This is a genomic window from Acinetobacter sp. YH12096 (assembly GCF_013419215.1).
Lineage (GTDB): Bacteria > Pseudomonadota > Gammaproteobacteria > Pseudomonadales > Moraxellaceae > Acinetobacter > Acinetobacter amyesii.
In genome coordinates this window covers 67,849-91,236 of the sequence record NZ_VPAM01000011.1, presented here as the reverse complement: position 1 = coordinate 91,236, position 23,388 = coordinate 67,849, and the positions used below count along the sequence as shown (strand labels likewise).

At 42.3% G+C, this 23,388-nt stretch carries 20 protein-coding genes and 1 rRNA gene; 13 read left to right on the top strand and 8 right to left on the bottom strand.

All coding sequences use genetic code 11. The annotated features are described in order from the left end of the window. Positions 1-219: ribosomal RNA gene (locus FTU36_RS06950) — 16S ribosomal RNA — on the bottom strand; the annotation flags it as partial. 539 nt (positions 220-758) lie between these two features. On the opposite strand from FTU36_RS06950, the gene FTU36_RS06945 reads away from it, so the two are divergent. The 7 genes from FTU36_RS06945 to FTU36_RS06915 all read left to right on the top strand — a co-directional run bounded on the left by FTU36_RS06945 (position 759) and on the right by FTU36_RS06915 (position 5,911). After that, a complete protein-coding gene (locus FTU36_RS06945; RefSeq protein ID WP_180011797.1) occupies positions 759-1,715 on the top strand; it encodes a VacJ family lipoprotein in 957 nt (318 codons plus the stop codon). 98 nt (positions 1,716-1,813) lie between these two features. Then, positions 1,814-2,782 (top strand): RsbU family protein phosphatase GigA, encoded by a 969-nt coding sequence (gene gigA, locus FTU36_RS06940; RefSeq protein ID WP_078192616.1) that lies wholly within the window; start codon positions 1,814-1,816, stop codon positions 2,780-2,782. A gap of 112 nt (positions 2,783-2,894) precedes the next feature. After that, positions 2,895-3,413 (top strand): anti-anti-sigma factor GigB, encoded by a 519-nt coding sequence (gigB, locus tag FTU36_RS06935; protein WP_078189558.1) that lies wholly within the window; start codon positions 2,895-2,897, stop codon positions 3,411-3,413. 32 nt (positions 3,414-3,445) lie between these two features. Next, a complete protein-coding gene (locus FTU36_RS06930; protein ID WP_180011795.1) occupies positions 3,446-4,270 on the top strand; it encodes a carbon-nitrogen hydrolase family protein in 825 nt (274 codons plus the stop codon). 95 nt (positions 4,271-4,365) lie between these two features. Next, positions 4,366-4,791, top strand: a complete 426-nt coding sequence (locus tag FTU36_RS06925) for an organic hydroperoxide resistance protein (RefSeq protein WP_111884709.1) — start codon at positions 4,366-4,368, stop codon at positions 4,789-4,791. A 202-nt stretch (positions 4,792-4,993) separates the two neighbouring features. Continuing rightward, positions 4,994-5,386, top strand: a complete 393-nt coding sequence (locus tag FTU36_RS06920) for a DUF4951 domain-containing protein (RefSeq protein WP_180050213.1) — start codon at positions 4,994-4,996, stop codon at positions 5,384-5,386. 174 nt (positions 5,387-5,560) lie between these two features. Continuing rightward, entirely contained in the window at positions 5,561-5,911 is a 351-nt protein-coding gene (locus tag FTU36_RS06915) for a hypothetical protein (protein ID WP_168379816.1), read from the top strand. A 56-nt stretch (positions 5,912-5,967) separates the two neighbouring features. On the opposite strand, the gene gspE is transcribed toward FTU36_RS06915, so the two are convergent. Continuing rightward, the gene (gspE, locus tag FTU36_RS06910; protein ID WP_111884711.1) at positions 5,968-7,455 is read right to left on the bottom strand and encodes a type II secretion system ATPase GspE; all 1,488 of its coding nucleotides are present in this window, start codon (positions 7,453-7,455) and stop codon (positions 5,968-5,970) included. A gap of 100 nt (positions 7,456-7,555) precedes the next feature. On the opposite strand from gspE, the gene FTU36_RS06905 reads away from it, so the two are divergent. Together FTU36_RS06905 and FTU36_RS06900 are read left to right on the top strand one after the other, a co-directional pair. After that, a complete protein-coding gene (locus FTU36_RS06905) occupies positions 7,556-8,377 on the top strand; it encodes a hypothetical protein (RefSeq protein ID WP_180005043.1) in 822 nt (273 codons plus the stop codon). Positions 8,378-8,386: 9 nt separating this feature from the next. Further along, the gene (locus FTU36_RS06900; RefSeq protein ID WP_180005042.1) at positions 8,387-9,310 is read left to right on the top strand and encodes a mechanosensitive ion channel family protein; all 924 of its coding nucleotides are present in this window, start codon (positions 8,387-8,389) and stop codon (positions 9,308-9,310) included. A 122-nt stretch (positions 9,311-9,432) separates the two neighbouring features. Here FTU36_RS06900 and FTU36_RS06895 read toward each other — a convergent pair whose 3' ends face one another. Continuing rightward, on the bottom strand, positions 9,433-12,219 hold the full coding sequence (locus tag FTU36_RS06895) for a DUF2339 domain-containing protein (protein ID WP_180117201.1): 2,787 nt from the start codon (positions 12,217-12,219) through the stop codon (positions 9,433-9,435). A 163-nt stretch (positions 12,220-12,382) separates the two neighbouring features. Here FTU36_RS06895 and polA point away from each other — a divergent pair, with 163 nt between their 5' ends. After that, positions 12,383-15,148 carry a DNA polymerase I gene (gene polA / locus FTU36_RS06890; RefSeq protein WP_180117194.1) on the top strand — a complete coding sequence of 922 codons (2,766 nt, stop codon included), beginning with the start codon at positions 12,383-12,385 and terminating at the stop codon, positions 15,146-15,148. Between the two features lie 160 nt (positions 15,149-15,308). Here polA and FTU36_RS06885 read toward each other — a convergent pair whose 3' ends face one another. The 5 genes from FTU36_RS06885 to ppx are packed head-to-tail and all read right to left on the bottom strand — an operon-like array spanning position 15,309 to position 20,418. Further along, a complete protein-coding gene (locus tag FTU36_RS06885; protein WP_078189567.1) occupies positions 15,309-15,872 on the bottom strand; it encodes a YggT family protein in 564 nt (187 codons plus the stop codon). Between the two features lie 27 nt (positions 15,873-15,899). After that, positions 15,900-16,730, bottom strand: a complete 831-nt coding sequence (gene proC, locus FTU36_RS06880) for a pyrroline-5-carboxylate reductase (RefSeq protein ID WP_180117191.1) — start codon at positions 16,728-16,730, stop codon at positions 15,900-15,902. Further along, the gene (tilS, locus tag FTU36_RS06875) at positions 16,727-18,103 is read right to left on the bottom strand and encodes a tRNA lysidine(34) synthetase TilS (RefSeq protein WP_180117189.1); all 1,377 of its coding nucleotides are present in this window, start codon (positions 18,101-18,103) and stop codon (positions 16,727-16,729) included. Before tilS ends, proC begins: the two co-directional genes overlap by 4 nt. Further along, positions 18,040-18,864: an acetyl-CoA carboxylase carboxyltransferase subunit alpha gene (locus tag FTU36_RS06870; RefSeq protein ID WP_180117187.1), complete on the bottom strand. Its 825-nt coding sequence runs from the start codon at positions 18,862-18,864 to the stop codon at positions 18,040-18,042. Before FTU36_RS06870 ends, tilS begins: the two co-directional genes overlap by 64 nt. Before the next feature lie 33 nt (positions 18,865-18,897). Next, positions 18,898-20,418 carry an exopolyphosphatase gene (ppx, locus tag FTU36_RS06865; RefSeq protein ID WP_168378483.1) on the bottom strand — a complete coding sequence of 507 codons (1,521 nt, stop codon included), beginning with the start codon at positions 20,416-20,418 and terminating at the stop codon, positions 18,898-18,900. Positions 20,419-20,684: 266 nt separating this feature from the next. Here ppx and trxA point away from each other — a divergent pair, with 266 nt between their 5' ends. The 3 genes from trxA to FTU36_RS06850 all read left to right on the top strand — a co-directional run bounded on the left by trxA (position 20,685) and on the right by FTU36_RS06850 (position 23,304). Next, entirely contained in the window at positions 20,685-21,011 is a 327-nt protein-coding gene (trxA, locus tag FTU36_RS06860; RefSeq protein ID WP_078192629.1) for a thioredoxin, read from the top strand. A 323-nt stretch (positions 21,012-21,334) separates the two neighbouring features. Next, positions 21,335-22,603 (top strand): transcription termination factor Rho, encoded by a 1,269-nt coding sequence (gene rho / locus FTU36_RS06855; protein ID WP_067731074.1) that lies wholly within the window; start codon positions 21,335-21,337, stop codon positions 22,601-22,603. A 413-nt stretch (positions 22,604-23,016) separates the two neighbouring features. After that, entirely contained in the window at positions 23,017-23,304 is a 288-nt protein-coding gene (locus FTU36_RS06850; RefSeq protein ID WP_180117185.1) for a hypothetical protein, read from the top strand. Positions 23,305-23,388 lie beyond the last annotated feature (84 nt).

Below are 23,388 nucleotides of genomic sequence, written 5' to 3'. Positions count from 1 at the left end.
ATTAGCGCAAGGTCCGAAGATCCCCTGCTTTCTCCCGTAGGACGTATGCGGTATTAGCATCCCTTTCGAAATGTTGTCCCCCACTAATAGGCAGATTCCTAAGCATTACTCACCCGTCCGCCGCTAGGTCCAGTAGCAAGCTACCTTCCCCCGCTCGACTTGCATGTGTTAAGCCTGCCGCCAGCGTTCAATCTGAGCCATGATCAAACTCTTCAGTTTAATACTTTGTAGCACCTTAAAGGGTGCCAATCTTGGCTCATCAATTACTGACAAAAATTTGCTCAAATAAACTTCGAGTAATTTCTACCATCAATCAATGAAAATAATTTCGATCAATCAACCAGTAAAAATCCACACAAGTTGTTCTTCATAATCTCTTAATGATCTTCTTGCTACTTCGTCAGTAGCAAGCTAGGTCGGCTATATTACTCTCTATCTCTAGAAAGTCAACCAGTAATGAAAATTATTTTTAAACTTCCTTTCTAAAACCCAACTCAAGCATTTCATACTAAGTTACTGTTTTATCAGAAGTTTTTATCTTCATCACCGCCGATGGATGTGCATTCTACAGTATTTCAGCACCGTTGCAACACCTTTTTTAAAATAATTATTTTGAACGCACATTTTTCACTCAAATTACATTTTTTCATTCATATTTTGATCAAATTTGGTTTAATAGTAATAAATCAGGATTATTTGAACGTTTTTACTTATTATACGGCAAACATTTTGCCGCGCTAAAAGCGTCAGGACTATATATGCGCCAAACTTCTTTTTTATATGCAGGATTATTGTCACTTGTCGTAACAACACCTGTATTTGCAAATGACGAAGCTTCAGCACCTGTTGCTCAAGATTCAGAAGCTGCCAATAAATCAAAAACACAACAACTTGCGCATGCTGCGATGGTCAAGTCATCTGAAGTTGCAAAAAAATTATCTGTTAATGCCAATGCAGCACAATCAGAAGAAGATAAAGACCCTTTCCAACCGATCAACCGGAAAGTTTACGCATTTAATGATTATTTAGATGTCCATATTGCCCGCCCTGCTGCTGTGCAATATGTCGCAAAAACTCCAAAGGATATTCGTGAATCTTATCGTTTATTCCGTAAAAATTTAGGCGAACCTTGGAATGCGTTTAACCAACTCATCCAAGGACGACCGACACGTGCCGCAAAAAGTCTAGGGCGTTTTACTGTTAATACACTGACAACTTTAGGCTTTGCTGACCCTGCGAGTCGCCTAGGCCTAGAAACCGAAGATGAAAATTTTGGTGCAACTTTAGGATATTACGGTATTCCTTCTGGTCCTTATATTGTTCTACCAGTGCTTGGTCCAAGCACATTGCGCCAAACCGTCGGTCTAGCAGTAGATAGTCAAGGACGTCCACAGAAATATATGCTTGATGGTCATGATGTGGCGTATTGGTCTGAGCAAACTTTACGTGGAATCGATACTCGCGCTCAATTACTGGATATTGAAGGTGTATTACAAGGCGATAAATATGCTCAAATTCGCGACATCTATTTACAACGCCTGAATTATTCAATTTCTGAGAAAAAAGGGATCGCTGAAGAAAACTTATTTATTGATGAAGAAGATGACGATATTGATGAATCTGAAGATAATTCAACAGATGTTTCATCTGATGATTCTACCGATTTCATTGATGACAGCAGTTCAGATGATACCGACACGGTAACAACTGAATAAATAAAATTTTTCAATTGGCTGGTGTGGTTTTTCCCTCCAGCCATCATTAGCTTGCTATAGTACACTTATTGTCTATCGAAGGATTCATCTAATTCTTTATGTATTTCATTCAACCTACTCGTGATATTCCATATTTAGATCAGGTACTTGATGCGCTTCCTAGCGTACAAATGATTAACATTGAAGATCTAGACTTGTATGATCCAACGATCATTGCAATTGCTGATGTTGCCGACTTTTTAAATCACCAATGGACACTTCCTACCATTGTGCTCGCTTTTGAGCATGAGGGCGCTGCATTGGCTCAAGCGTGGCAACAAGGTGCTTTAGCAGGATGGGTGTGGGACCATATTCCAACCAACCTTCAGGTGGCACTCACTAAAATTGATGCGCAATACAAACGCAATCAAGACAGCCGTGATCTCCCTTCTGCTGCAGATTTGCAAAAACGTTTACTGCCCAACCCGATTGAACTCCACAACTATAAAATTGAAACATTCTTCCAGCCTTCAGCCTATTTATCCGGTGATTGGTACGATTACTGGAAAATCAGCGATAAAGAAATCATGTTTTATCTTGCAGATGTATCTGGTCATGGGGTGACGAGTAGTTTACTGACCTCTTGGATGGCTGCTTTCCACGGTCGTTCAAAAACCCCGAGAGAACTCATCAAAAAGCTCAATGGCATGTTGGTTCAAGAAAATATTGAAAAGCACATTACCATGATTGCGGGGATACTCAATCTCGATACGCATGTCTTGAAATGGTCTAGTGCAGGCCATTATCCGCCGGCCATTTTATTTGAACCCGGTCTTCCCGCACGAATTTTAAATACCAGCAGCTTCCCACTCGGCTTAACTGAAGATCTAGAAGTTGAAGAGTTTGAATTTACCTTAAATCGTTATTCTCGCTTTGTAATTTGCTCGGATGGCGCACTTGAACCTTTTGACGGTGGATTGAATGAACAGCTAGGTCAATTGGTTTATCACTTGCAAAATCAATCATTTCAAGCACCAGACCATGTTGCTGATGATATTGCCATCCTAAGTTTACGTCGAATCAATTAATCACGAAATCAATCACTTAAACCGAATACGACTTTCTGATCATACTCGGCTACTTGAGTAAGCTGTGCCCCTATGGGATAATTTACTATCCTTCTCTGCAAATGGCATTTATATGTCAACAGGTCATGTTGAATATGCAAGCTTGAACGGAACGCATATTTTTAAGCTTATTGGCGAAGTGCGTGCCCAATCTTGTATTAGTCTAGACAAGTTATTAAACAAAATTGAACAGCAACAAAATGTCGTCGGTGCAATCGTTGATTTAACCCAAACGACATTTATCGATAGTACTGTCCTTGGCATTTTGGCTAAACTGGGTTTGAAGCTCAAACAAGTTCACCATATCCAAGCGGTAATGTTGTCTACAAACTCTGATATCACAACGCTTGCCAATAGCATGGGTTTAGGTCAGGTGTTTGTTATTTTGAATTATTGTGGTGATCCAAGTGTATGCACTCGCGCACTTATGGAAGAACACATTACCCATAGCAATATGCTGAATACGGTTTTAGATGCACACAAAACGCTGATGAAACTAAATGATAGCAACCAAAATATGTTTGAGCCTTTGGTCAAACAACTGCAAAAAGAGCAGGACAATCTAGAGCAACCCAAGCAGCAAAATGTCTAATTTAGGTTAATCACAGCAGAGACCCTCTTCGCATGACTTTACTTTCCGTTGCACAAATGAATTCTCAAAATGACATTGAAGATAACTTCAAAGTGATCGAATCATTGATGCAACAAAGTCAGGCTCAAGGTGCGAGTCTCATTGTATTTCCTGAAAATTTTGTCTGCTTTGCCGCAGGTAAACAACGTGAAACCGCGGCGCAATTTGAAAGTATTCAGCAGCGACTAGAACAACTCGCACATCGTTATCAACTTTGGATTGTTGCGGGCACACTCCCATGCCCTTATCGTCCAGATGGTTCAATCATTCAAGATGGCCGTGTCCGTACTGTCAGCCTGTGTATCAGCCCTGAACGTACCGAAGCACGTTATGACAAAATTCATTTATTTGATGTGCAAGTTGGTGACGCTGTCGGTGGCTATCAAGAATCAAAATTCTTTGAACCTGGTACTGAAACCGTAGTTGCAACAACACCTTTTGGCAATATTGGCCTGATGGTGTGCTACGACTTGCGCTTTCCTGAACTGGCTTTGAAACTTCGTAGCCAAGGTGCAAACATTTTAACGGCGCCTGCAGCTTTTACTTATACCACGGGTGAAATGCACTGGCAGTTGTTACTGCAAGCTCGTGCCATGGATAGCCAATGTGCTGTACTGGGTGCCGCACAACAAGGTTGGCATGGTGAAAAGCGTCAAACTTGGGGGCATGCTGGAGCAAGCAACAGCCGCGGTCAAATTTTAGCAATCACCGCAGAAGAAGGCGCTCAACTACTCACGGTTCCTTTTGACTTAGACGAACAGCAACAGATTCGCGCATCTATGCCACTGATGCAGCACCGTGTTTTGGTTCAATATTGATTTTTACCCTGTATAAAATTACAAAAAAACTGAATATTATTTAAGCAAAATCCCCCACGATATGATTTTGAACCATCATCTGAGGGATTAGAATAATGACTTTAGAAAAAGCAGTTTATACAGCCCATGCAAAAGCCACTGGTGGTCGTGATGGTCGTGCTACGACGTCCGATGGTCATTTAGATGTTCAATTGGCTGTGCCTAAAATTATGGGGGGTACAGGTAATGGTACGAATCCTGAACAACTCTTCGCCGCTGGTTATTCAGCCTGTTTTTTAGGTGCAATGAAATTTGTGTCTAACCGAGATAAAATTTCGATTACCCCTGCTGCCTACGTCGAGGGTGATGTTGGTATCGGCCCTATTCCAACAGGATTTGGTATCGAAGTGACGCTTAATATTCATCTTGAGGGTATGGATGCAAGCGAGGCACAGAAATTGGTCGATGCTGCACATATTGTGTGCCCCTATTCAAATGCGACCCGAAACAATATTAATGTTACTTTAAATGTTTTGACTTAAATCCATTTGTACCTATCTATACAAAGCACTGTTTTAATTCTTATAAAATAGTGCTTTGAGCTTTTTTTACTTCTACACATCTACAGCTGAGCTCAAAATAAAATCTTATCCATTTCCAATACATTTAAATATTCATATTCAGTTGCCAAAACCTTGCTAAAATATATAACGATTCTTATTTACATTCATTTATTGATCTATGATGCTTAAACCTCTCCTTATCAGTACATTGCTCATCAGCGCATCCACACTAAGTTTTGCCGAATTAACCCTATCTGAAAAAGTCCGTCCTCAGATTAAATCCTTGGTCAATCCAGATATTCAACGTCTTGCGCTACCACCAACACCGAACAACATGTCTTTACCTGCCTATGGTCAAGGCATCATTGGTTGGGGTACAGGCTCAGAAGGTGCTGCAGCACGCTTAGCCAATATCAGCAAAGCCGACGTTGAAAAGCTTAAAACTCAAGATGTCACTTTAGAGATGGTTCAAACTTGGCAAAAGTTTTATGAAAATGAAACGCAGCGCAATGCAGGTAACCCAACCGCGCCCATTCGTGCTGAATTGATGAAGAAAATTGTCAGTTTGTGGTAAGTAAAAAACCGTACAGCCCATATTTTTGGGCTGTTTTTAGTTCAAATTAGAAATAAAAAATCTTGAGACATTCGATAGAAAGATTAATGAATAAAATTAAAAAAATGTTTAATATTCAAACTATAATTAACTATACATCCATAAAAAAATTAAAATCATTTTCAGGACTTTACAATGAAAACATACTTTTCGATGCTTTTTCTAAGCTTGGCCTTAGCCGCATGTAGCCAAACACCTGCGCCTGATTTTTCAGGGGAATGGAAACAAACACCTGACACGGAGAGCCTACGCAAACTTTCCATTAGCAAACAAGGCGATGACTACCAAATTAAAGACGAATTTTGGCTCGATAAAAATAATACTGAGCGCACTTCTAGTACTACATCAGGTATGGCCGAAGTGAATAATGATGTTCTGAAATATAAAGAGAGTAATAGCATTGAAATGAAACTCAGTGATGCAACTCACCTCACTCTGACAGACAAAGCATATGATGCTGTAATTCATTTTGAAAAGATTAACTAAAGCAAAGCCCCGAATCCTTACACAGGCTTCGGGGCTTTATTTATATTTCACACTTACTATTCAGCCGCTTCATTCGTCACTCTGAGCACTTCTTCAATGGTGGTTTTACCTGCCAAAACTTTACGCAATCCATCATCACGAATTGAACCCGCATTTGCACGTACATGATTTTCTAACTCAAACTCAGCAGCATTACCATGGATGAGGCGACGTGTTTGCTCATCAATCGGGACGATTTCATAAATTGCGGTACGCCCTGTAAATCCAGTATGCGAGCATTGTTCACAGCCTTTAGGTTGAGGCAATTTTAATTCAGCCGATGCATCGAGATGCTTAAATAAGTCTTTTTCAAAATCATCGGCATCATGCCAAGTCGCACAGTGACGGCACAAGGTTCGAACCAAACGCTGCGCCACCACACCGATCAGAGAGCTTGAAAGTAGAAAGGGTTCAATCCCCATGTCTTTAAGACGGGTCACAGCACCGATTGCTGTATTGGTATGCAGCGTGGAAAGTACCAAGTGGCCTGTTAATGACGCTTGTACTGCAATTTCAGCAGTTTCTAAATCACGAATCTCCCCGACCATCACCACATCTGGATCTTGTCGAAGCATGGCTTTTAATGCACGAGCAAAGGTCATATCCACTTTGGTATTGACCTGTGTCTGCCCGATCCCTTCAAGTTGATACTCAATTGGATCTTCAGCAGTCAATATATTTTTTGAACCATCATTTAGATCAGACAATGCCGCATATAAGGTTGTGGTTTTACCCGAACCCGTTGGTCCCGTAACTAAAATAATGCCATGCGGACGATGTACCAGTTGTTTCAATCGATCATAGTCATGCTGCATCAAGCCCAAATGGGTCATGTTTAAACGCCCAGCTTGTTTATCGAGTAAACGCATCACCACACGCTCACCATACGAAGACGGTAAAGTTGATACACGCACATCGACTTCACGGCCCGCCAAACGTAGTGAAATACGACCATCTTGTGGAATTCGCTTTTCTGCAATATCGAGTTTGGCCATGACTTTGATCCGTGACACCAACAATGGCGCAAGTTCACGACGAGGCTGGACAATTTCACGTAATTGACCATCAACACGTAAGCGGACAGACAGCTTTTTTTCAAAAGATTCGATATGAATATCTGAAGCTCCAACACGAATTGCTTCCGACAATAAAGCATTGATTAAGCGTACAATCGGCGCATCATCTTCCTGATCCATCAAATCTTCAGCTTCTGGCACAGAGTCCGCAAGGCTAAGTAAATCAGGATGATCTTCCAGACCCGCTGCCACTTGTTGAGACTCACCGGTGTCTCCGGCAAAGCTTGCACTGAGTAATTGATTAAACTCTTGCTCACTACATAATTGATATTGTGCAGGATGCCCTAAATAGCGACGTGCTTCTTGCAAAGCCAGTAGTGGCGTGCTGTCACGACGCACAATAAAAGCTTGATCACCCTCATATCGAAGCAATACGCCATGACGTTTGGCAAAACTATATGGTATTTGTAATTGTTTAAGTACTTGCATCACGCATTATAATGATGAAAAAAGTTGTTTTGAGTGTACTCTAAGCATCTGACAGCGTGAAGTCTGTTTTTAGGATTTATCAGGACAAGGGATATACGCATTGCCATTAGAAAATGATTTGACTGAAAAGGAATCCCCAAAACGTAAATGGTGGGGGGAATATCAATTTGAACTGAATCACCCGCGCAGTTGGCAGTTTGGGTCTTTATTGTTCCGTGTGACGCGCGGCATGCAAGAGTGGCGTATGGAATACCATCGCCCAACCTTTCAGTTTGACTATGAGCAGCAATGGCATCCGATACAAGACCCTGAATTTGGTTTTCCACAACCCATTAAAATGGAACGTTATATGTTCCGCCAGACACATGACAAAATTCAAATCATGCCACGTTTGGCAGATCGGTCTGTGGTGATTAAACCGGTCGATCCGATTTATATTCCAGCCGGACAGCGCGGAACGTTATATATCAGCACACCGCTTTGGATTGCTGGTTTTGTCGAAGGTCTTAGAGAACCCTTGTTTGATATACCTGTTATTCTACCAAAAGATACCTGGTTTGGTCCGAATCATCGAATGGGTGAAATTTGCTATGCCACAGCAGTTGATGGTCGTACAGAACTTAAACAACTCAAACCTCGTGCTTTTCGTGCAGTAACCCCTATTGAGTTTCATAACGTGAGTAATCAACAGATTCGTTTTGACCGTATGAATGTCCCTGTACCAGCTTTGCCATTATTTTATAGTGAAAGTACAGGACGTTTATGGACTTCACAAATTCGAGTCGTGCATGAAGGTCATGACAAACCGCCGCGGGTCAAAATTGAAAACCGTACACCGCCACAAGCCGGTGACGTGACTTATCTGCATCCGCCACGCGAGTCAGCCAATGTACTATTCAATATGTTTGATTCATTTTTCTAACGGTGAGCCATGGCAGATTTAAATATTTCGACAGAAATTACCAGCAGCCTAAAAGGAATGGTCGCCAATCTCAATACCGATCGGCTGACAGAATTATTGGTGGCTGTTTTACTGGCAGTCATCGGCTTTCTGATTGCACGTTTTATCTCAAACACCTTTATCCGCACTGTAGGTATGCGTTTCAATGCCCATCAGCAGTTGGTTTGGCGTCGCGGGATTTTCTATTTCATCTTTTTAATCTTTGTGATGGCAAGTTTAAAAGAAGCCGGCTTTAAACTCAGCGTCTTCTTGGGTGCAGCAGGTATTTTAACGGTCGCACTGGGTTTTGCCTCGCAAACCTCCGCATCCAACCTGATCAGCGGGATGTTCTTGATCGGTGAAGGGTCTTTTGAGGTTGGTGATACCATTCAATTGACACTGATTCGCGGGCATACCATTGAAGGTGAAGTGATCTCGATTGATTTACTGTCGGTCAAATTACTCACGCAAGACAATGTCTATGTCCGTTTGCCGAATGAACAACTGATTCGGGCACCTGTGCATAACTTGTCTAAGTTTCCAATACGGCGAATTCCAATTACCCTTGCGATTAACTTTCATGAAGACATCATCAAAGTTCGCGAAGTTCTATTAGATGCCGTCAGTAAATATCCATTGGTCTTGGCCGACCCTAAACCTGCCGTGACCGTCACTGCCTTTCGTGAATCTTCCATTGAGCTGCTTTTTGCTATTTGGTGTCAAAGAGAGAATTTCCTGAAAGTCCGTGATGAAATGCAGGAACGGATTCGAAATGCCTTTGTCGAAAATAAAATTGAAATCCCTGTCCCGAAAATGGGTTTTGTTGACCACCCGCTTTCTACACAAGCAAGCGATGCTGACGTCGATCAATATGCCAATACACAAGAAATCCAACGAGAGCCTCAACTCAAATAATGGTTTATAGAATTGATATAAAAAGCCCTGCATATCATCAAATGTGCAGGGCTTTTTTATTATCTACTATTTATAGCCAACGACCTCTACAGCTTAGTGATCTCGTACGTTTAAGAACTTCATCATGGTTCAATCTTGTCATTCGGCATGGGGGCAATATAGGCAATCAAAAGCATGGCAAAACCTGCGGCCATAAATGAAATCACTCGCATGAGAGTGCCGACATGAGATAAATCCAGCAAGACCAATTTCAAAGTAACCAAGACCAAAATACTGCCACCAAGTAGCCAAACTGAACGTAATTGGCGCTGAGTGGCAAAGCGCATACTCACCAAAGCCAATAACACCCACAGCACAGTAAAACTCAGCTGAATGGTCGCATCGCTCCAAATGTCTAAACTGTTATAAGGCGTATCCAGATATATATGTAAGGCGCGGAGCACAACATAGCTACTTAACCAAAGTATCCCAAGAACACTCAACACGGCAGCCAAGCTACGATCTAAACCGGCTTTTAACTGTTGATTCAACATCCATAAAAAAGCCGCTAACAACAGCAAACTCACTACATCAAAAGGATTCAGTATCGGCAAGATATATCCCACAAAGGCCTGCTGACTAAATAATTGCGAACTGATGATCCAACTTAAAGCCAAAAACAAACTGCTACGCGTTTGCCAAAACATTTTCCAGACCGGTTGCTGCGCTTGCCAATAACACCATGCACAAAATATCAGCGGCAAAATTACCACACTGATATACGGCATACTGGGTATCAGCGTCAGACTGGTCCACGCCAAGCTACTCAAAATTCCGAGACTGACCCATTCTTTTTCTTCACGCACACCGAGTAATGGTCGTAGCCAAAGCAGCGTCAAGCTCAGCCCAGCGAATGCAAAATACATCTGCTCCATCGTTGAATGCCAAAGTAACTGACCATTCTCACTCACTGAAATAACTTGGTACAGCCCCATCACATAAACAGGCACTAGACCCGTCCATTTAATGATGGACCAACTCCACGAAGCTTTTCGTTTTAACAAGCCTTCATTCACCAACAGATAAGCCACACTGACGATCAATAGACTCAAGGCCAATTGATGGCTAGTCTGCAGCCAATCTAAGAGCAACATGATGAACATGGTGGTTGCTGAGAGCATTTGCACACATTGAAAGGCAATACTCGAACTTGAAAGCTGTTTATGAAATGCAGGAACAGCATGCGTCACGATAATGGCCGCCAAATAGCTCAAACACACGCCCCAATACATCTGTGCAGGGAAATGTGGCAGTTGAACCAAATAATACAGACTTGAACAACCCGCCATCACCAAGAGCGCCATGCCTAAATAACGGCTGATATTGGACTGCTTGTATAGGGCATATATAAATATCAATGCACCTTCAACTGCCCAACCGACCACACTCCACTGCTCTTTCAATACTATCGGTGGAATCAATGCCAAGAAAATTAAGGTCAAACTCAAATAACTTTGTGCAATCAGTGGGATCACAGCACTACGTTTACTGATGCTATACAGTGCGGCAAAAAGCGCTGCAAATAGCAAGCTATACCCCGCCTGCCATACGGTTTCCTCAAAATACATCAAATACAATGCCAGATAAGCAAGCACTGGTGCAGCAAAAATCAGTGCAATATCCAAGGCAGGTTTAAGCTGAAAATGCGCAAGATCTTGTTTCGCCAATAACTGACTAAAACGAAAACCAAGCCAGATAAAAATCGCGGCATGGGCTAAAACCAGCACGCTCATCATCTGACGTTCGGTGGTGTATCCGTGGTAAAAAGCATATCCACCACCCATGATTACCGTCATCAAAAAAGCGATTTGATTCAGATATTTCCACGGTCTTAATGTACTCATGACCGCAACAGCAATATTAATCACAAGATAATAGGCGATGAATTCCGTTGCAGTTGCATCACGAACAGGCAAGGTAAATGGCGCAAGATAGGCGATCAGCATTGCCATGATCGCCAGTTCTACCGACTGTTGTTTCAAACTGAGCCAAATCGTCAATGCCATAAGCACTGCATACAGTACACAGGCCATGCCAAAGCCCGCAATCACGGCATTGTAATAGGCAAAAAATAAGGTCAAAAACAGCGCTGCAAGCCCCAAACCTTCTAGCGCCAAGGCAAAACTTCGATTTTTGGCTTGCAGCCAATATCCTAGTCCGACAACACCAGCACTGATCAAACTCACAATCAACAGCTTCATGGCCAAGCTTAGTTGCCAATGCTCTGTGGCAAATCTAAGTAATAGCACCACGCCAATCACCAAGACCAGTACAGCCACTTTTAACACGGGATTGCCTTGGAAAAGCCATTGCTGAATTTGACTAGATAGATTTGGCGCAGACTTGGATGGTGTATTAGTAGACGATGAATTGACTACTGCCTGATGTCTAGCTGTACCAATTGCCGTCGCGGGATGTACAAATGGTGTATTGTCAGAATCAAAAATTTCAGGACGGTCTATTGTAGGCGCTGATATTGAAGTAGCTGCATGACTCGATTGCGACTGAAGCGCACGTCCTTGCAATAGATGCAGCTGACGTTCTAATCGTTTCAGCCAACGCAGAAAAAAATAGACCCACAGGCTTATCCCAATCGCAACTAAATATCCCAATTCTGTTAACAGTCCAACGACCGTTAATAACGATGCAATATATAACGGAACCTTTGATGTCACTTGAAATGGTTGTTTGGATGAGCTCAGTGCATCAGCGCCGTGCTGTAAATCATCGACATAATTCATCACACTGAGCATAAAACCGATGCCACTGATATAACTCAGGATACGGACATCTAAATACCATGCCCCGATCCCCACCATGATCAGCGTCATCAACCAAATCATCTTGATTTCATTATTCTGTTTCAGCATACCTGCTTCGTCATTTTCCTGAATGTTTTGATGATACATGAGCCTGACCGATGGATTAAAACTATTCATCAGTGATTCGGTAAGTTACATATACAATCTAGACTCTGCGTGCGGGCAAAAAATCACGTACAATAAAACCGTTTTTAGGATTAGGAAATTATCCATGCCACCATTTGTCTTGGTCGATGGCTCATACTTTTTATTTCGTGCCTACCATGCACTGCCACCATTAACCACTTCAACCGGTTTGCATACCAATGCAATCCGAGGTGCCATTTCTGCCATCCAAAAATTAATGCGTCGTATTCAACCGACGCATATGGCCGTTATTTTCGACACACCTGAACCAACCTTCCGTCATGAATTATCCCCGATTTATAAGGGTGACCGTCCAAGTATGCCTGAAGAATTATCACAACAAATTCCATATCTTCATGCATTAATTCGTGCTCTAGGGATTCCGCTGCATATGTTGCCGGGTGCTGAAGCCGATGACATTATCGGAACTTTAGCCAAACGCGCTGAAGCAGCCGGTCATCAAGTTTTAATCTCCACCGGTGACAAGGACATGGCACAGCTCGTTACTGAGCGTGTCACTTTAGAAGACAGCTTCAAAGACAAACCTATGGACGTTCAAGGTGTTTTTGAAAAATTTGGGGTGTGGCCGAATCAAATCATTGACTACCTCACGCTGATGGGCGATGCCTCTGACGGCATCCGTGGTGTACCCGGTGTTGGCGCAAAAACGGCAGCGAAACTTTTAACCGAGTATGGCTCGATTGGCGGCATTTTAGAAAATGTCGACAGCATTAAAGGTAAAGTCGGTCAAAACATTAAAGACAATGTCGAAGGGATTACTCTTGACCACCAACTGGCGAGCATTGTTTGCGACCTCGACATGGGCCTTAAATACGAAGATCTGAAACTTGCCGATCCAAATATTCCAGCACTGCGTGATTTATATACTGAACTAGAATTCCGTAACCAACTGCAGTCATTAGATCATCCGAACAACCCCAATGGCGCAACCTACAAACAAGCAGCCAAAGCCATCAACACCACGGCGACTGTAGCCAATGCACCTGAAGTGGAAGATCAAGCGGACAAAACCAGTGTTGATGATTTACTTGGTGAAGCACGCTATCACACGGTATTGACCCAAGAAGATTGGGATGTGTTATTCAAGCGTCTAAGTACTGAAAAGCGTTTTGCCTTTGATACCGAAACCACTAGCCTTGACTACCGCGTGGCACAGATTGTAGGTTTCTCGGTGGCTTTAGATGCACATGATGCCTATTACGTGCCGCTTGCGCATGATTATGAAGGTGCGCCGCAACAACTTGATCGCGACACAATTCTAAATCAACTCAAACCTTTACTTGAAGATAATGACGTACAAAAAATTGGTCATCATCTCAAATATGATGCACATGTCTTAGAAAATCATGGCATTCATTTGGCAGGTTGGTATTTCGATACCATGTTGGCTTCTTATGTCCTCAACTCTGTGGCAACTCGTCATGGGATGGATGACGTCGCGCGTTTGTATTTAAGTCATCTCACAACGACATTCGAACAAGTGGCGGGCAAAGGTGCAAAACAAAAGACCTTTAACCAAATTGAGCTTGAAACTGCAGCCCATTATGCCGCAGAAGATGCCCATGTGACCTATCGTCTGTATGAAGTACTCGATAAAAAGTTACAAGCCCACCCAGAACTGATCAATATTTTGCACAATATTGAGATGCCAGTTGCCCGTGTTCTAACCTCTATGGAAGAAAACGGCATTGAGCTAGATATGGAATTCCTCGACCAACTTGGTGTGGAATTTGCCAATACCATTCAAAATTTAGAAACCGAAATTACCGATCTTGCGGGTCAAAGCTTCAATGTCAGCTCACCAAAACAAGTTGGTGAGATTCTGTTTGATAAATTAGGTTTAAAAGGCGGTAAGAAGACCTCTACAGGTCAGTACAGTACCAGTGAAAGTGTCTTAGAAAAAATCGACCACCCGATTACCGACTTAATTTTGGAATATCGTGGTCTCTCTAAACTCAAAAGCACCTATACCGATGGTCTGTTAAAGCAAGTGAATAATGACACACATCGTGTGCATACCAGTTATCACCAAGCGTTAACAGCTACAGGTCGTTTATCATCCACAGATCCCAACTTACAAAACATTCCTGTCCGTGAAGATATTGGACGTCAAATCCGTAAAGCCTTTATTGCACCTGAAGGTCGCATTTTACTGGCAGCCGATTACTCGCAAATCGAATTACGTTTAATGGCGCACTTCTCGCAAGATCATGCATTGGTCGATGCCTTCAATCATGGACAAGACGTACATAAACGGACTGCGGCAGAAGTTTTGGGTATTCCACTCGACGAAGTGACTAGCAACCAACGTCGTCAAGCCAAAGCGGTGAACTTCGGTCTGCTCTATGGCATGTCAGAATTCGGTTTGATTCGTCAGTTGGGTTTCACTCGTGAAGAGTCGCGTAACTATATTGGTAAATACTTCCAACGCTACCCTGGTGTTTTGGAATATATGGAACGTACTCGCCAAGTTGCACGTGAACAAGGTTTTGTGGAAACCATTTTAGGTCGTCGTCTGTATACACCAGACATTATGGCGAGCAACAAAATGGTGAAACAAGGCGCTGAACGTGCAGCGATCAATGCACCACTACAAGGTTCTGCGGCAGATATTATTAAATTGGCTATGATTGCAGTCGATAAAATCTTACCAAAAGATCAAGCCAAAATGTTACTGCAAGTACACGATGAATTGGTATTTGAAGTTGATGCTGCAATTGCCGATGAACTCTCTGCCCAACTGGCTGAAGTCATGCAGTCTGTGTTGAAAATTTCCGTTCCACTGATTGTGGAAGTCGGTCAAGGTAATAACTGGGACGAAGCACACTAATTCATTCACGTTCATTCACGCCTTTCTCCCTCTAGGAGGAAGGTTGGATGGAGGTGAGATATTGCTACTAAATAAGAAATTTCTTGTTTTAGACCTCAATTTAAATCCACAAAAAAGGACGCCTCGGCGTCCTTTTTTATTCAACTCGTCTTAGCTCAGATTAAAGACCAGTCAATAATGCAATTGCGACTTGCTTCATAATGGTTTCCGCAACCAACAATGCCAAAATCGCAAAAATTGGCGACAAGTCAATCATCCCCATATTTGGAAGAATACGACGGAATGGTGCAAGTAGCGGTTCTGCCAATTCTTGAACCACTTCAATATAAGGCGAACGTGACTGACTAAACATCACGACCCAACTCAAAATAATCGATGCAAAAATTAAGTAACGACAGAAACGGATTAAATCCTGAATCATGGTCACAAAGGTCATAATGATCAGATGGAATGGACTATTCACTGCCACGCCAGACAAATACATCAAACCAAACATTTTTAACAAATACAGAATCACCACCAACACTAAGGCCGCTGTATTTACCCGCCCTTTTGCCAAAGTGGGGAAAATTCGGCTAAAGATATCGACAATTTTTGTTGCTTTTGCTGTTGCCAAAACCACAGGGTTATATGGACTCACGGCAGCAAGCTGCATTAAAAAACGGAAAAATACGAGCAAAATTGCAACGTTAATAATGATTCCAAAAATTTGAGCAGAGCCCATACTTGAACTTTCCTAAATCAAATCGAATTATTTGGTGCTTTCGCTTAACTCTTGTGCCAACTCTTGGCTACGCTTTTGCGCTGCGGCTAAAGCGGCCTGAATATTTTGTGAAATTTGAGCACGATCAAATACTTCAATCGCAGCTTGTGTGGTACCGTTTGGAGAGGTTACATTTTTACGTAACTCCGCAGGACTGTTGGCACTGGTAATCGCCATTTGTGCGGCACCTAATGCAGTTTGCAAGGTTAGTGCTGTTGCCACTTTTTCATCCAAGCCCATGTTTTTACCTGCACGGATCATACTTTCCATCATATAAAAAAAGTATGCAGGACCTGAGCCAGAAACAGCTGTGACCGCATCAATCTGCGCTTCTGAGTTTACCCAAAGTGTTAAACCCGTTGAAGCCAAAACTTGACTTGCAAGATCACGATCTTCAGCCGAAACCGCTTCACCTGCATACAAACCATGCGCACCGGTTTGAACTAAAGCAGGTGTGTTTGGCATGACACGAACAATACGCTCTGTGCCTAATAGTTTTGAAATCGTTGCAATTTCTGCACCTGCAACAATTGAAATCACCAACTTCCCTTCTAGCAACCCTTGTAATGGTGCCAAAACTTTTGCCAACACCTGAGGTTTAACGGCAAAAAGAACAATGTCAGCATCTCGAATTGCTGCAACATTATCATCCGTCACATGCAAATCTTTTTCAGCCAAAAGCTCACGTACTTTTTCTACGGGATCTGAAACTGTAATACGTGTAGCCGGGACACCACGTGCAATTAGGCCACCAATTAAAGCCTGTGCCATGTTGCCGCCACCAATGAAACTGATATTACAATTTAGAATTGCGCTCATGATTGAAGATCCGATATTGCAGATTTAGCGTTAAGAGATAATGTTGGTTGCCAGCCAGCTTGAGTACAAAATTCAGACTGCGCCAACCAAAAGCCCTGAGGCGTAAAGACGCCTAGCATAACATTATCTCGGCTTAATATTTGAATAGTATGACGCTGCCATGGAAAAATTTGCGCCTGCTGAATGGCTTTTTTCAACGGCCAACTTCCGACTCGTCCATATAAATGAATTTTTTCACCGCCAAGGCGTGGGCGTATCTGCAGTTGCTGCCCCAATAATTCAGGTGATAAGCCAACCTCTGAGGGTTGAATCACAAAATGTCCTGCAGGCAACTTGAGGGACTGACCTGCAACACAAGTTACAACCTCAACCTCTTGAATGGGTTCTGCTGGCAGATATTCCGCTTTGGCAATCCGATGAAGTTGCTGTTGAAAGCGCAAATAATAAAACCCATTCCAGTGTAATGCCGCTTGCGAGTCTTCGCGTGAGCCAATCACTTCTGAAAATAAACGCTGTACCATTTCAAAACTTGGACGATATTGCCCCTCACCTTTCATCCAGTGCGATAACAACTGACGCTGACGTGCCTGACTGAGCTGTTGTAAAGCAGCCAAAGATAACATTTGCGATGAACCACAGGCCGCTAAATCTTGCTGCAACACCTCATATAAAATTTCATCAGCATCTTGCATCAAATAACTGGTTCGACTCAAGGCTTGCTGCATTTTAGGAAAACGCTCACTGAGTAGTGGCCACAAAATTTCACGACTCCACGCACGGTCATAGTCGGTATCAAAATTGGTGAGGTCTTGAATATTTTGCACATGCAGCTGTGCTGCCCATTGGCAAATTTGCTCACGTGAAAGATCTAATAGCGGACGCCATAATGTAAAATCTTCACGCACATCGAATTTTTTCATCGCAGCAAGGCCATGGACACCCGCACCTGAAAGTAGCCGCAACATCAGTGTCTCAGCTTGATCTTGCTGATGATGCGCGAGTACCAATATTTCATCTGCTTGTAAATGTTGGGCAAAGGCTTGATAGCGGGCCGAGCGTGCTTGATTTTCAAGGTTACCTTGCGCAACCTGGACTTTCTGTATGATGAATGGAAGATTCAGCGCTGTACACTGAGCACGTACAAACTCGCCCCAAGCATGACTACACGCTTGTAGTTGGTGATCAATATATATCACCCGTATTTTTTCAGGGCACAAAAACGACATAAGATGCAGCAGCAACATGGAATCCATGCCACCACTACATCCTATTAAAAATCGGCTTTGTTCAGGCAGCGCCTGAATTTGACTTAAGCAGTCAGCCCTAAATTGTCGCTGCCAAACTTCATTAAACGCTGATAACGCGCTTCGCATCGTTCGTTTGCACCCATTGGTTGTAGTTCTTCTAGAGCTTGCTTCAAGACCACTTTCAAATCCTGCATGACTTTTTCAGGGTTTAAATGTGCGCCTTCCGCTTCGTCCACCACGTATTCTACAATGCCCATCTTCTGCAATTTATCCGCCGTCAATGCCAATGCTTCACTTGCTTGCTCTGCTTTTTCTGCAGTTTTCCACAAAATAGATGCACAGCCTTCCGGTGAAATTACTGAATAAATACTGTGAGATAACATAATCACACGGTCAGCTACGCCAATACCCAGCGCACCACCCGAACCACCTTCACCCAATACCGTTGCCACTACAGGCACTTTAAGTGAAGAAAGCTGAGCCAAACTGGTTGCAATCGCTTCAGCTTGACCACGTTCTTCTGCACCCACGCCTGGGTACGCACCCATGGTATCAATAAAGGTAAAGACAGGCAGATTAAAACGCTCCGCCATATCTAATAAACGCTGTGCTTTACGGTAACCTTCTGGGTTACTCATACCAAAATTATGCTGTAATTTTTCACGTGTACTACGACCACGGTGCTGACCTACGATCATCACAGGCTGACCATCTAAACGAGCCAAACCACCAATCATCGCGCCGTCATCACCAAATAGGCGGTCACCGTGCAAAGCATCGAACTCTGTAAAAATTTCGCCAACATAATCCAAAAACTGCGGACGTTCAGGATGACGTGCGATCTGAACCGTAGTCCAGGCTTTAGATTGAGCTGCTTTATTTTTCATAGGTCGATCATTATCCCTAACTTAACTGGTCTGTTAATTGATAAATTGTTCCGACTGGATATTCAGTTCAATATCCCAATGCTTAAATTGCACTTGCTCATCATGCAAGTCTGCAACCAACAAAGGCCACTGTTTGGCATCACCAGAAACACTAAGTTGCCATTGTTGCGCATTGTCCACGCTTAATTCAATGGCAGGAAGCATCTCATCGCTGCGACTATGATTTAATAAAACTGCTAAACGAAGCAATAGACATAAGTAAACAAGTTTGTTACCACCGACTTTCATCACATCGACACGTGCATCACTGCGTAACTTACGACGATGATGCGCCACTAAATGCGACAAATGATTTTGATCAATTTGCGAGAAACCCGGAATATCCGAATGTTGCAGTAAATAAGCACCATGACGATGGTAACCACTATGACTGATCGCTAAGCCAATTTCATGCAAATACGCGGCACGACGCAGTAAATCACTGTCATCACTGGTCAAATTCAGTGCGGTCGCCACACCATTAAACAGTTGTTGAGCGGTATTTACCACACGTTCAGCTTGTTTCATATCTGCGTTGTAGCGACCCATCAACGCATGTACAGAACGGTCACGAACATCTTCATGTTGGAAACGTCCCAATAGGTCGTACATCACGCCTTCACGTAACGCGCCATCAGAATAAACCAATTTATCGATATTCAGCACATCAAAGACTGCATACAAAATGGCAATGCCGGCTGGCAAAACTGCTCGACGGTCTTCTTTTAGACCATCAAATTCCATTTCATTGACATGCTTATATTTAAGCAATTTATCTTTGAGTTTAAATAAACCGTCACGTGTCAGTTCTTCCTGATCGTTGCTCCAGCCCATATTGACACAAATCTGACGACACGCTTTGATCGTGCCACTTGAACCGACAACAGTATCCCAGCCCGCAGCTTTATAAGTGTTGGCAATGCCTGCGATTTCCTTGCGAGCAGCATTTACCGCTTTATCAAAACTTTTCAGGTTAATTTCACCATCAGCAAAAAACGCTTTGGTAAAAGCGACACAGCCCATTTGCACAGATTCTGTATGGATCGGTTCAAACTCTTCACCAATAATCAACTCTGTTGAACCCCCACCGATATCAATCACAAGGCGGCGACCACTATTTGCCATGGTATGTGAAACTCCCAAATAAATGAGACGGGCTTCTTCACGACCAGCAATGATTTCAATGGGTTTCGGTAAAATTTCAGCGGCTTTTTGAATAAATTCATGACCATTTTTTGCTTGGCGCAAGGCATTGGTCGCCACAATACGTAAACGGTTGGCTTGGACAGGATTTAAACGCCCTACAAAACGTGCTAGGCAGGCTAATCCTCGTTGCTGTGCGGCTTCGGTCAAATTTTTATTTTCGTCTAGACCTGCGGCAAGCTGTACTTTTTCTGACATTGATGCAACTTTTTTCACTTCACCATGGTCTACACGTGCGATAGCCAAGTGGAAGCTGTTCGATCCCATATCGATAGCAGCAAGTAATTCTTCATCAATCAAAAAATCAGACATTATTCAAAAAAACCTGTTCAGAATTGTGCTTAGATTAATTCACATACATGCAATTTAAAAGCCATTTATGAGTAGTTCGGGCGGAACTTATCGATTTTTTATCTGAAGCAATGATAGTCATACACGATCATCGGCATCGTGATCATCCATTAGACAAACTGACCATTCAGGTCGAAAATTTACATAACCCCCTACATTGTTATAGTTGGCTATGTAATACTTATAAACATAGAGTCAACTTAAAAATTAATTCCGGAGCAAAATCCATGTCTGGCAATATCGTAAATACAACTGATGAAAACTTCCAAGCCGATGTACTAGAGTCTGATACTCCTGTACTTGTAGATTTTTGGGCAGGTTGGTGTGCTCCTTGTAAAGCCATTGCACCTGTACTTGAAGTACTTTCAACTGAGTTTGAAGGCAAAGTTAAAATCGTTAAAGTAGACGTAACTTCTTGCGAACAAACAGCTGTAAACTACAACATCCGTAACATTCCTGCATTATTAATGTTTAAAAACGGCGAAGTTGTAGCAACCCAAGTCGGTGCCGCACCAAAATCTAAATTGACAGCTTTCATCGAAGAAAACATCTAATATTTTTTCGATAAAAACACTCTAAAATACGCTGTTTTACACAGCGTATTTTTTTGGTTGATAAATTGACAAATGCTGTGTTCTCTCTTATATTGTTTACTCAAGAAATTAAGGATCTCAAATCCTGTCATTTTCTTACAACACAACACATAAAATGCCGCTCGGCAACAGAATTGTTTTTCACATCTCTCTTCATATAACGAATCAGATCTCTGAATTGTTTTGTGCAAACCAATTGCTATCGTTTCTTGCATGATCGCGGCACATTTGTTGCTCCCTTTTCCAACCTGTACCTCAGAATTTTAGATTCTATCTGACCACCTATGAACTTAACCGAACTCAAGAAAAAACCGATTGGCGAACTCATCAAGATTGCCGAGTTTATGGGCCTCGAAGGAATGGCTCGTAACCGTAAGCAAGATATTATTTTTGCCATCTTAAAGCGCCACGCAATGAACGGCGAAGAGATTTTTGGTGATGGCGTTCTAGAAATTCTGTCGGACGGCTTTGGTTTCTTACGCTCTGCAGCGGGTTCTTACCTAGCCGGCCCTGACGATATCTATGTGAGCCCATCACAAATCCGTCGCTTCAACCTTCGTACTGGTGACACTATTACAGGTACGATTCGTCCACCTAAAGAAGGCGAACGTTACTTTGCATTATTAAAAGTTAATCAAATTAACTACGACACACCCGAAAACTCACGTAATAAGATTCTTTTCGAAAACTTAACACCTTTATTTCCAACCGAACAATTGGTAATGGAATTAGGTAATGGTACAACAGAAGACTTAACTGCGCGTGTGGTTGACTTGGTTGCTCCGATTGGTAAAGGTCAACGTTCAATTATCGTTGCACCGCCAAAAGCCGGTAAAACCATGTTGTTACAAAACATCGCACAGTCGATTGTTCGTAACAATCCTGAATGTTTCTTGATTGTCCTTCTGATTGACGAACGTCCTGAAGAAGTAACAGAAATGGAACGTACTGTTCGTGGTGAAGTAGTTGCTTCAACATTCGATGAATCACCAGCTCGTCACGTACAAGTTGCAGAGATGGTGATTGAAAAAGCTAAACGTCTTGTAGAACACAAAAAAGATGTAGTGATTTTACTTGACTCAATTACTCGTTTAGCACGTGCTTACAACACTGTAATCCCTTCATCTGGTAAAGTTCTTACTGGTGGTGTGGATGCCCATGCTTTAGAACGTCCAAAACGTTTCTTCGGTGCAGCACGTAATATCGAAGAAGGTGGTTCACTGACAATTATCTCAACTGCGTTGATTGAAACTGGCAGTAAGATGGATGAAGTGATCTATGAAGAATTCAAAGGTACAGGTAACCAAGAAATTACCCTAGACCGTCGTATTGCTGAAAAACGTGTGTTCCCTGCGATGAACATCAAAAAATCAGGTACACGTCGTGAAGAGCGCCTAATGTCTGAAGATAACCTCCGTAAAGTTTGGATTTTACGTAAATTGCTTCATACACAAGACGAACTTGCAGCGATGGAATTCTTGCTTGATCGTATGAAAGAAACCAAAACCAATGATGATTTCTTTGATCAAATGAAACGTAAAGCATCCAACTAAGTTGAATGTTTGACTGAAAAGGCCATCTATAACGATGGCCTTTTTATTTGGTTGACTTTGGTTACACAAAGAAACATTTGATGGATTTCCATGTAAACTTATTTTCAAGTTGATGATTATAAAAAATATATTATAAAAAACCCTATTCTTTTTAGTAGTTTATTTGCTATTTCGCCAATATAAAACTTTCTCTTAATTGTTATTTTCTGTTAAAAAATGCCCGTTTTTCACCTATTTTTCACGGTTTTTTCAAAGTCACTAGTAGCATTTCAAAATACTCGGTGATAGCATACACGCAGACCAGTTAGACTGCTCTATGCATTTTTAATACCTATTCAAATTAGGCATAATAAAAGCACACAACAGACTAACGCAGGTTATTTTTTAATCTCAATTTTTTAGAGAGTGATGCCATGTTATTCAAAAAAATCGCTATTGCTGCTGCAGTTGCTACTACTTTAGCTTTCGTTGGTTGTGCTAAAAAAGCTGACGACGCTGCTGCTGACGCTAACCAAGCTGCTTCTGAAGCTGTAGAAGCTGCTTCTGAAGCTGAAGCTGCTGCTGACGCTGCTGCTGTAGAAGCTACTTCTGAAGTTGCTGCTTCTGAAGCTGCTGCTGTTGCTGAAGCTGACGCTGCTGCTGCTGTTGCTACTGACGCTGCTGCTCAAGCTACTGCTGCTTCTGAAGCTGCTGCTCAATAATCTTTACGATTATTCAGTACAAAAAAGAGAGCCTTTGGCTCTCTTTTTTTTGTTTAGAAATATAAAAGATTAAAAAAATAAAAT

Bases quoted from the DNA above. Each gene is read 5' to 3' on its own strand.
- FTU36_RS06945 (WP_180011797.1), top strand. From the start codon at position 759: ATGCGCCAAACTTCTTTTTTATATGCAGGATTATTGTCACTTGTCGTA.
- gigA (WP_078192616.1), top strand. From the start codon at position 1,814: ATGTATTTCATTCAACCTACTCGTGATATTCCATATTTAGATCAGGTA.
- gigB (WP_078189558.1), top strand. From the start codon at position 2,895: ATGTCAACAGGTCATGTTGAATATGCAAGCTTGAACGGAACGCATATT.
- FTU36_RS06930 (WP_180011795.1), top strand. From the start codon at position 3,446: ATGACTTTACTTTCCGTTGCACAAATGAATTCTCAAAATGACATTGAA.
- FTU36_RS06925 (WP_111884709.1), top strand. From the start codon at position 4,366: ATGACTTTAGAAAAAGCAGTTTATACAGCCCATGCAAAAGCCACTGGT.
- FTU36_RS06920 (WP_180050213.1), top strand. From the start codon at position 4,994: ATGCTTAAACCTCTCCTTATCAGTACATTGCTCATCAGCGCATCCACA.
- FTU36_RS06915 (WP_168379816.1), top strand. From the start codon at position 5,561: ATGAAAACATACTTTTCGATGCTTTTTCTAAGCTTGGCCTTAGCCGCA.
- gspE (WP_111884711.1), bottom strand. From the start codon at position 7,455: ATGCAAGTACTTAAACAATTACAAATACCATATAGTTTTGCCAAACGT.
- FTU36_RS06900 (WP_180005042.1), top strand. From the start codon at position 8,387: ATGGCAGATTTAAATATTTCGACAGAAATTACCAGCAGCCTAAAAGGA.
- FTU36_RS06895 (WP_180117201.1), bottom strand. From the start codon at position 12,219: ATGCTGAAACAGAATAATGAAATCAAGATGATTTGGTTGATGACGCTG.
- polA (WP_180117194.1), top strand. From the start codon at position 12,383: ATGCCACCATTTGTCTTGGTCGATGGCTCATACTTTTTATTTCGTGCC.
- FTU36_RS06885 (WP_078189567.1), bottom strand. From the start codon at position 15,872: ATGGGCTCTGCTCAAATTTTTGGAATCATTATTAACGTTGCAATTTTG.
- proC (WP_180117191.1), bottom strand. From the start codon at position 16,730: ATGAGCGCAATTCTAAATTGTAATATCAGTTTCATTGGTGGCGGCAAC.
- tilS (WP_180117189.1), bottom strand. From the start codon at position 18,103: ATGCGAAGCGCGTTATCAGCGTTTAATGAAGTTTGGCAGCGACAATTT.
- FTU36_RS06870 (WP_180117187.1), bottom strand. From the start codon at position 18,864: ATGAAAAATAAAGCAGCTCAATCTAAAGCCTGGACTACGGTTCAGATC.
- ppx (WP_168378483.1), bottom strand. From the start codon at position 20,418: ATGTCTGATTTTTTGATTGATGAAGAATTACTTGCTGCTATCGATATG.
- trxA (WP_078192629.1), top strand. From the start codon at position 20,685: ATGTCTGGCAATATCGTAAATACAACTGATGAAAACTTCCAAGCCGAT.
- rho (WP_067731074.1), top strand. From the start codon at position 21,335: ATGAACTTAACCGAACTCAAGAAAAAACCGATTGGCGAACTCATCAAG.
- FTU36_RS06850 (WP_180117185.1), top strand. From the start codon at position 23,017: ATGTTATTCAAAAAAATCGCTATTGCTGCTGCAGTTGCTACTACTTTA.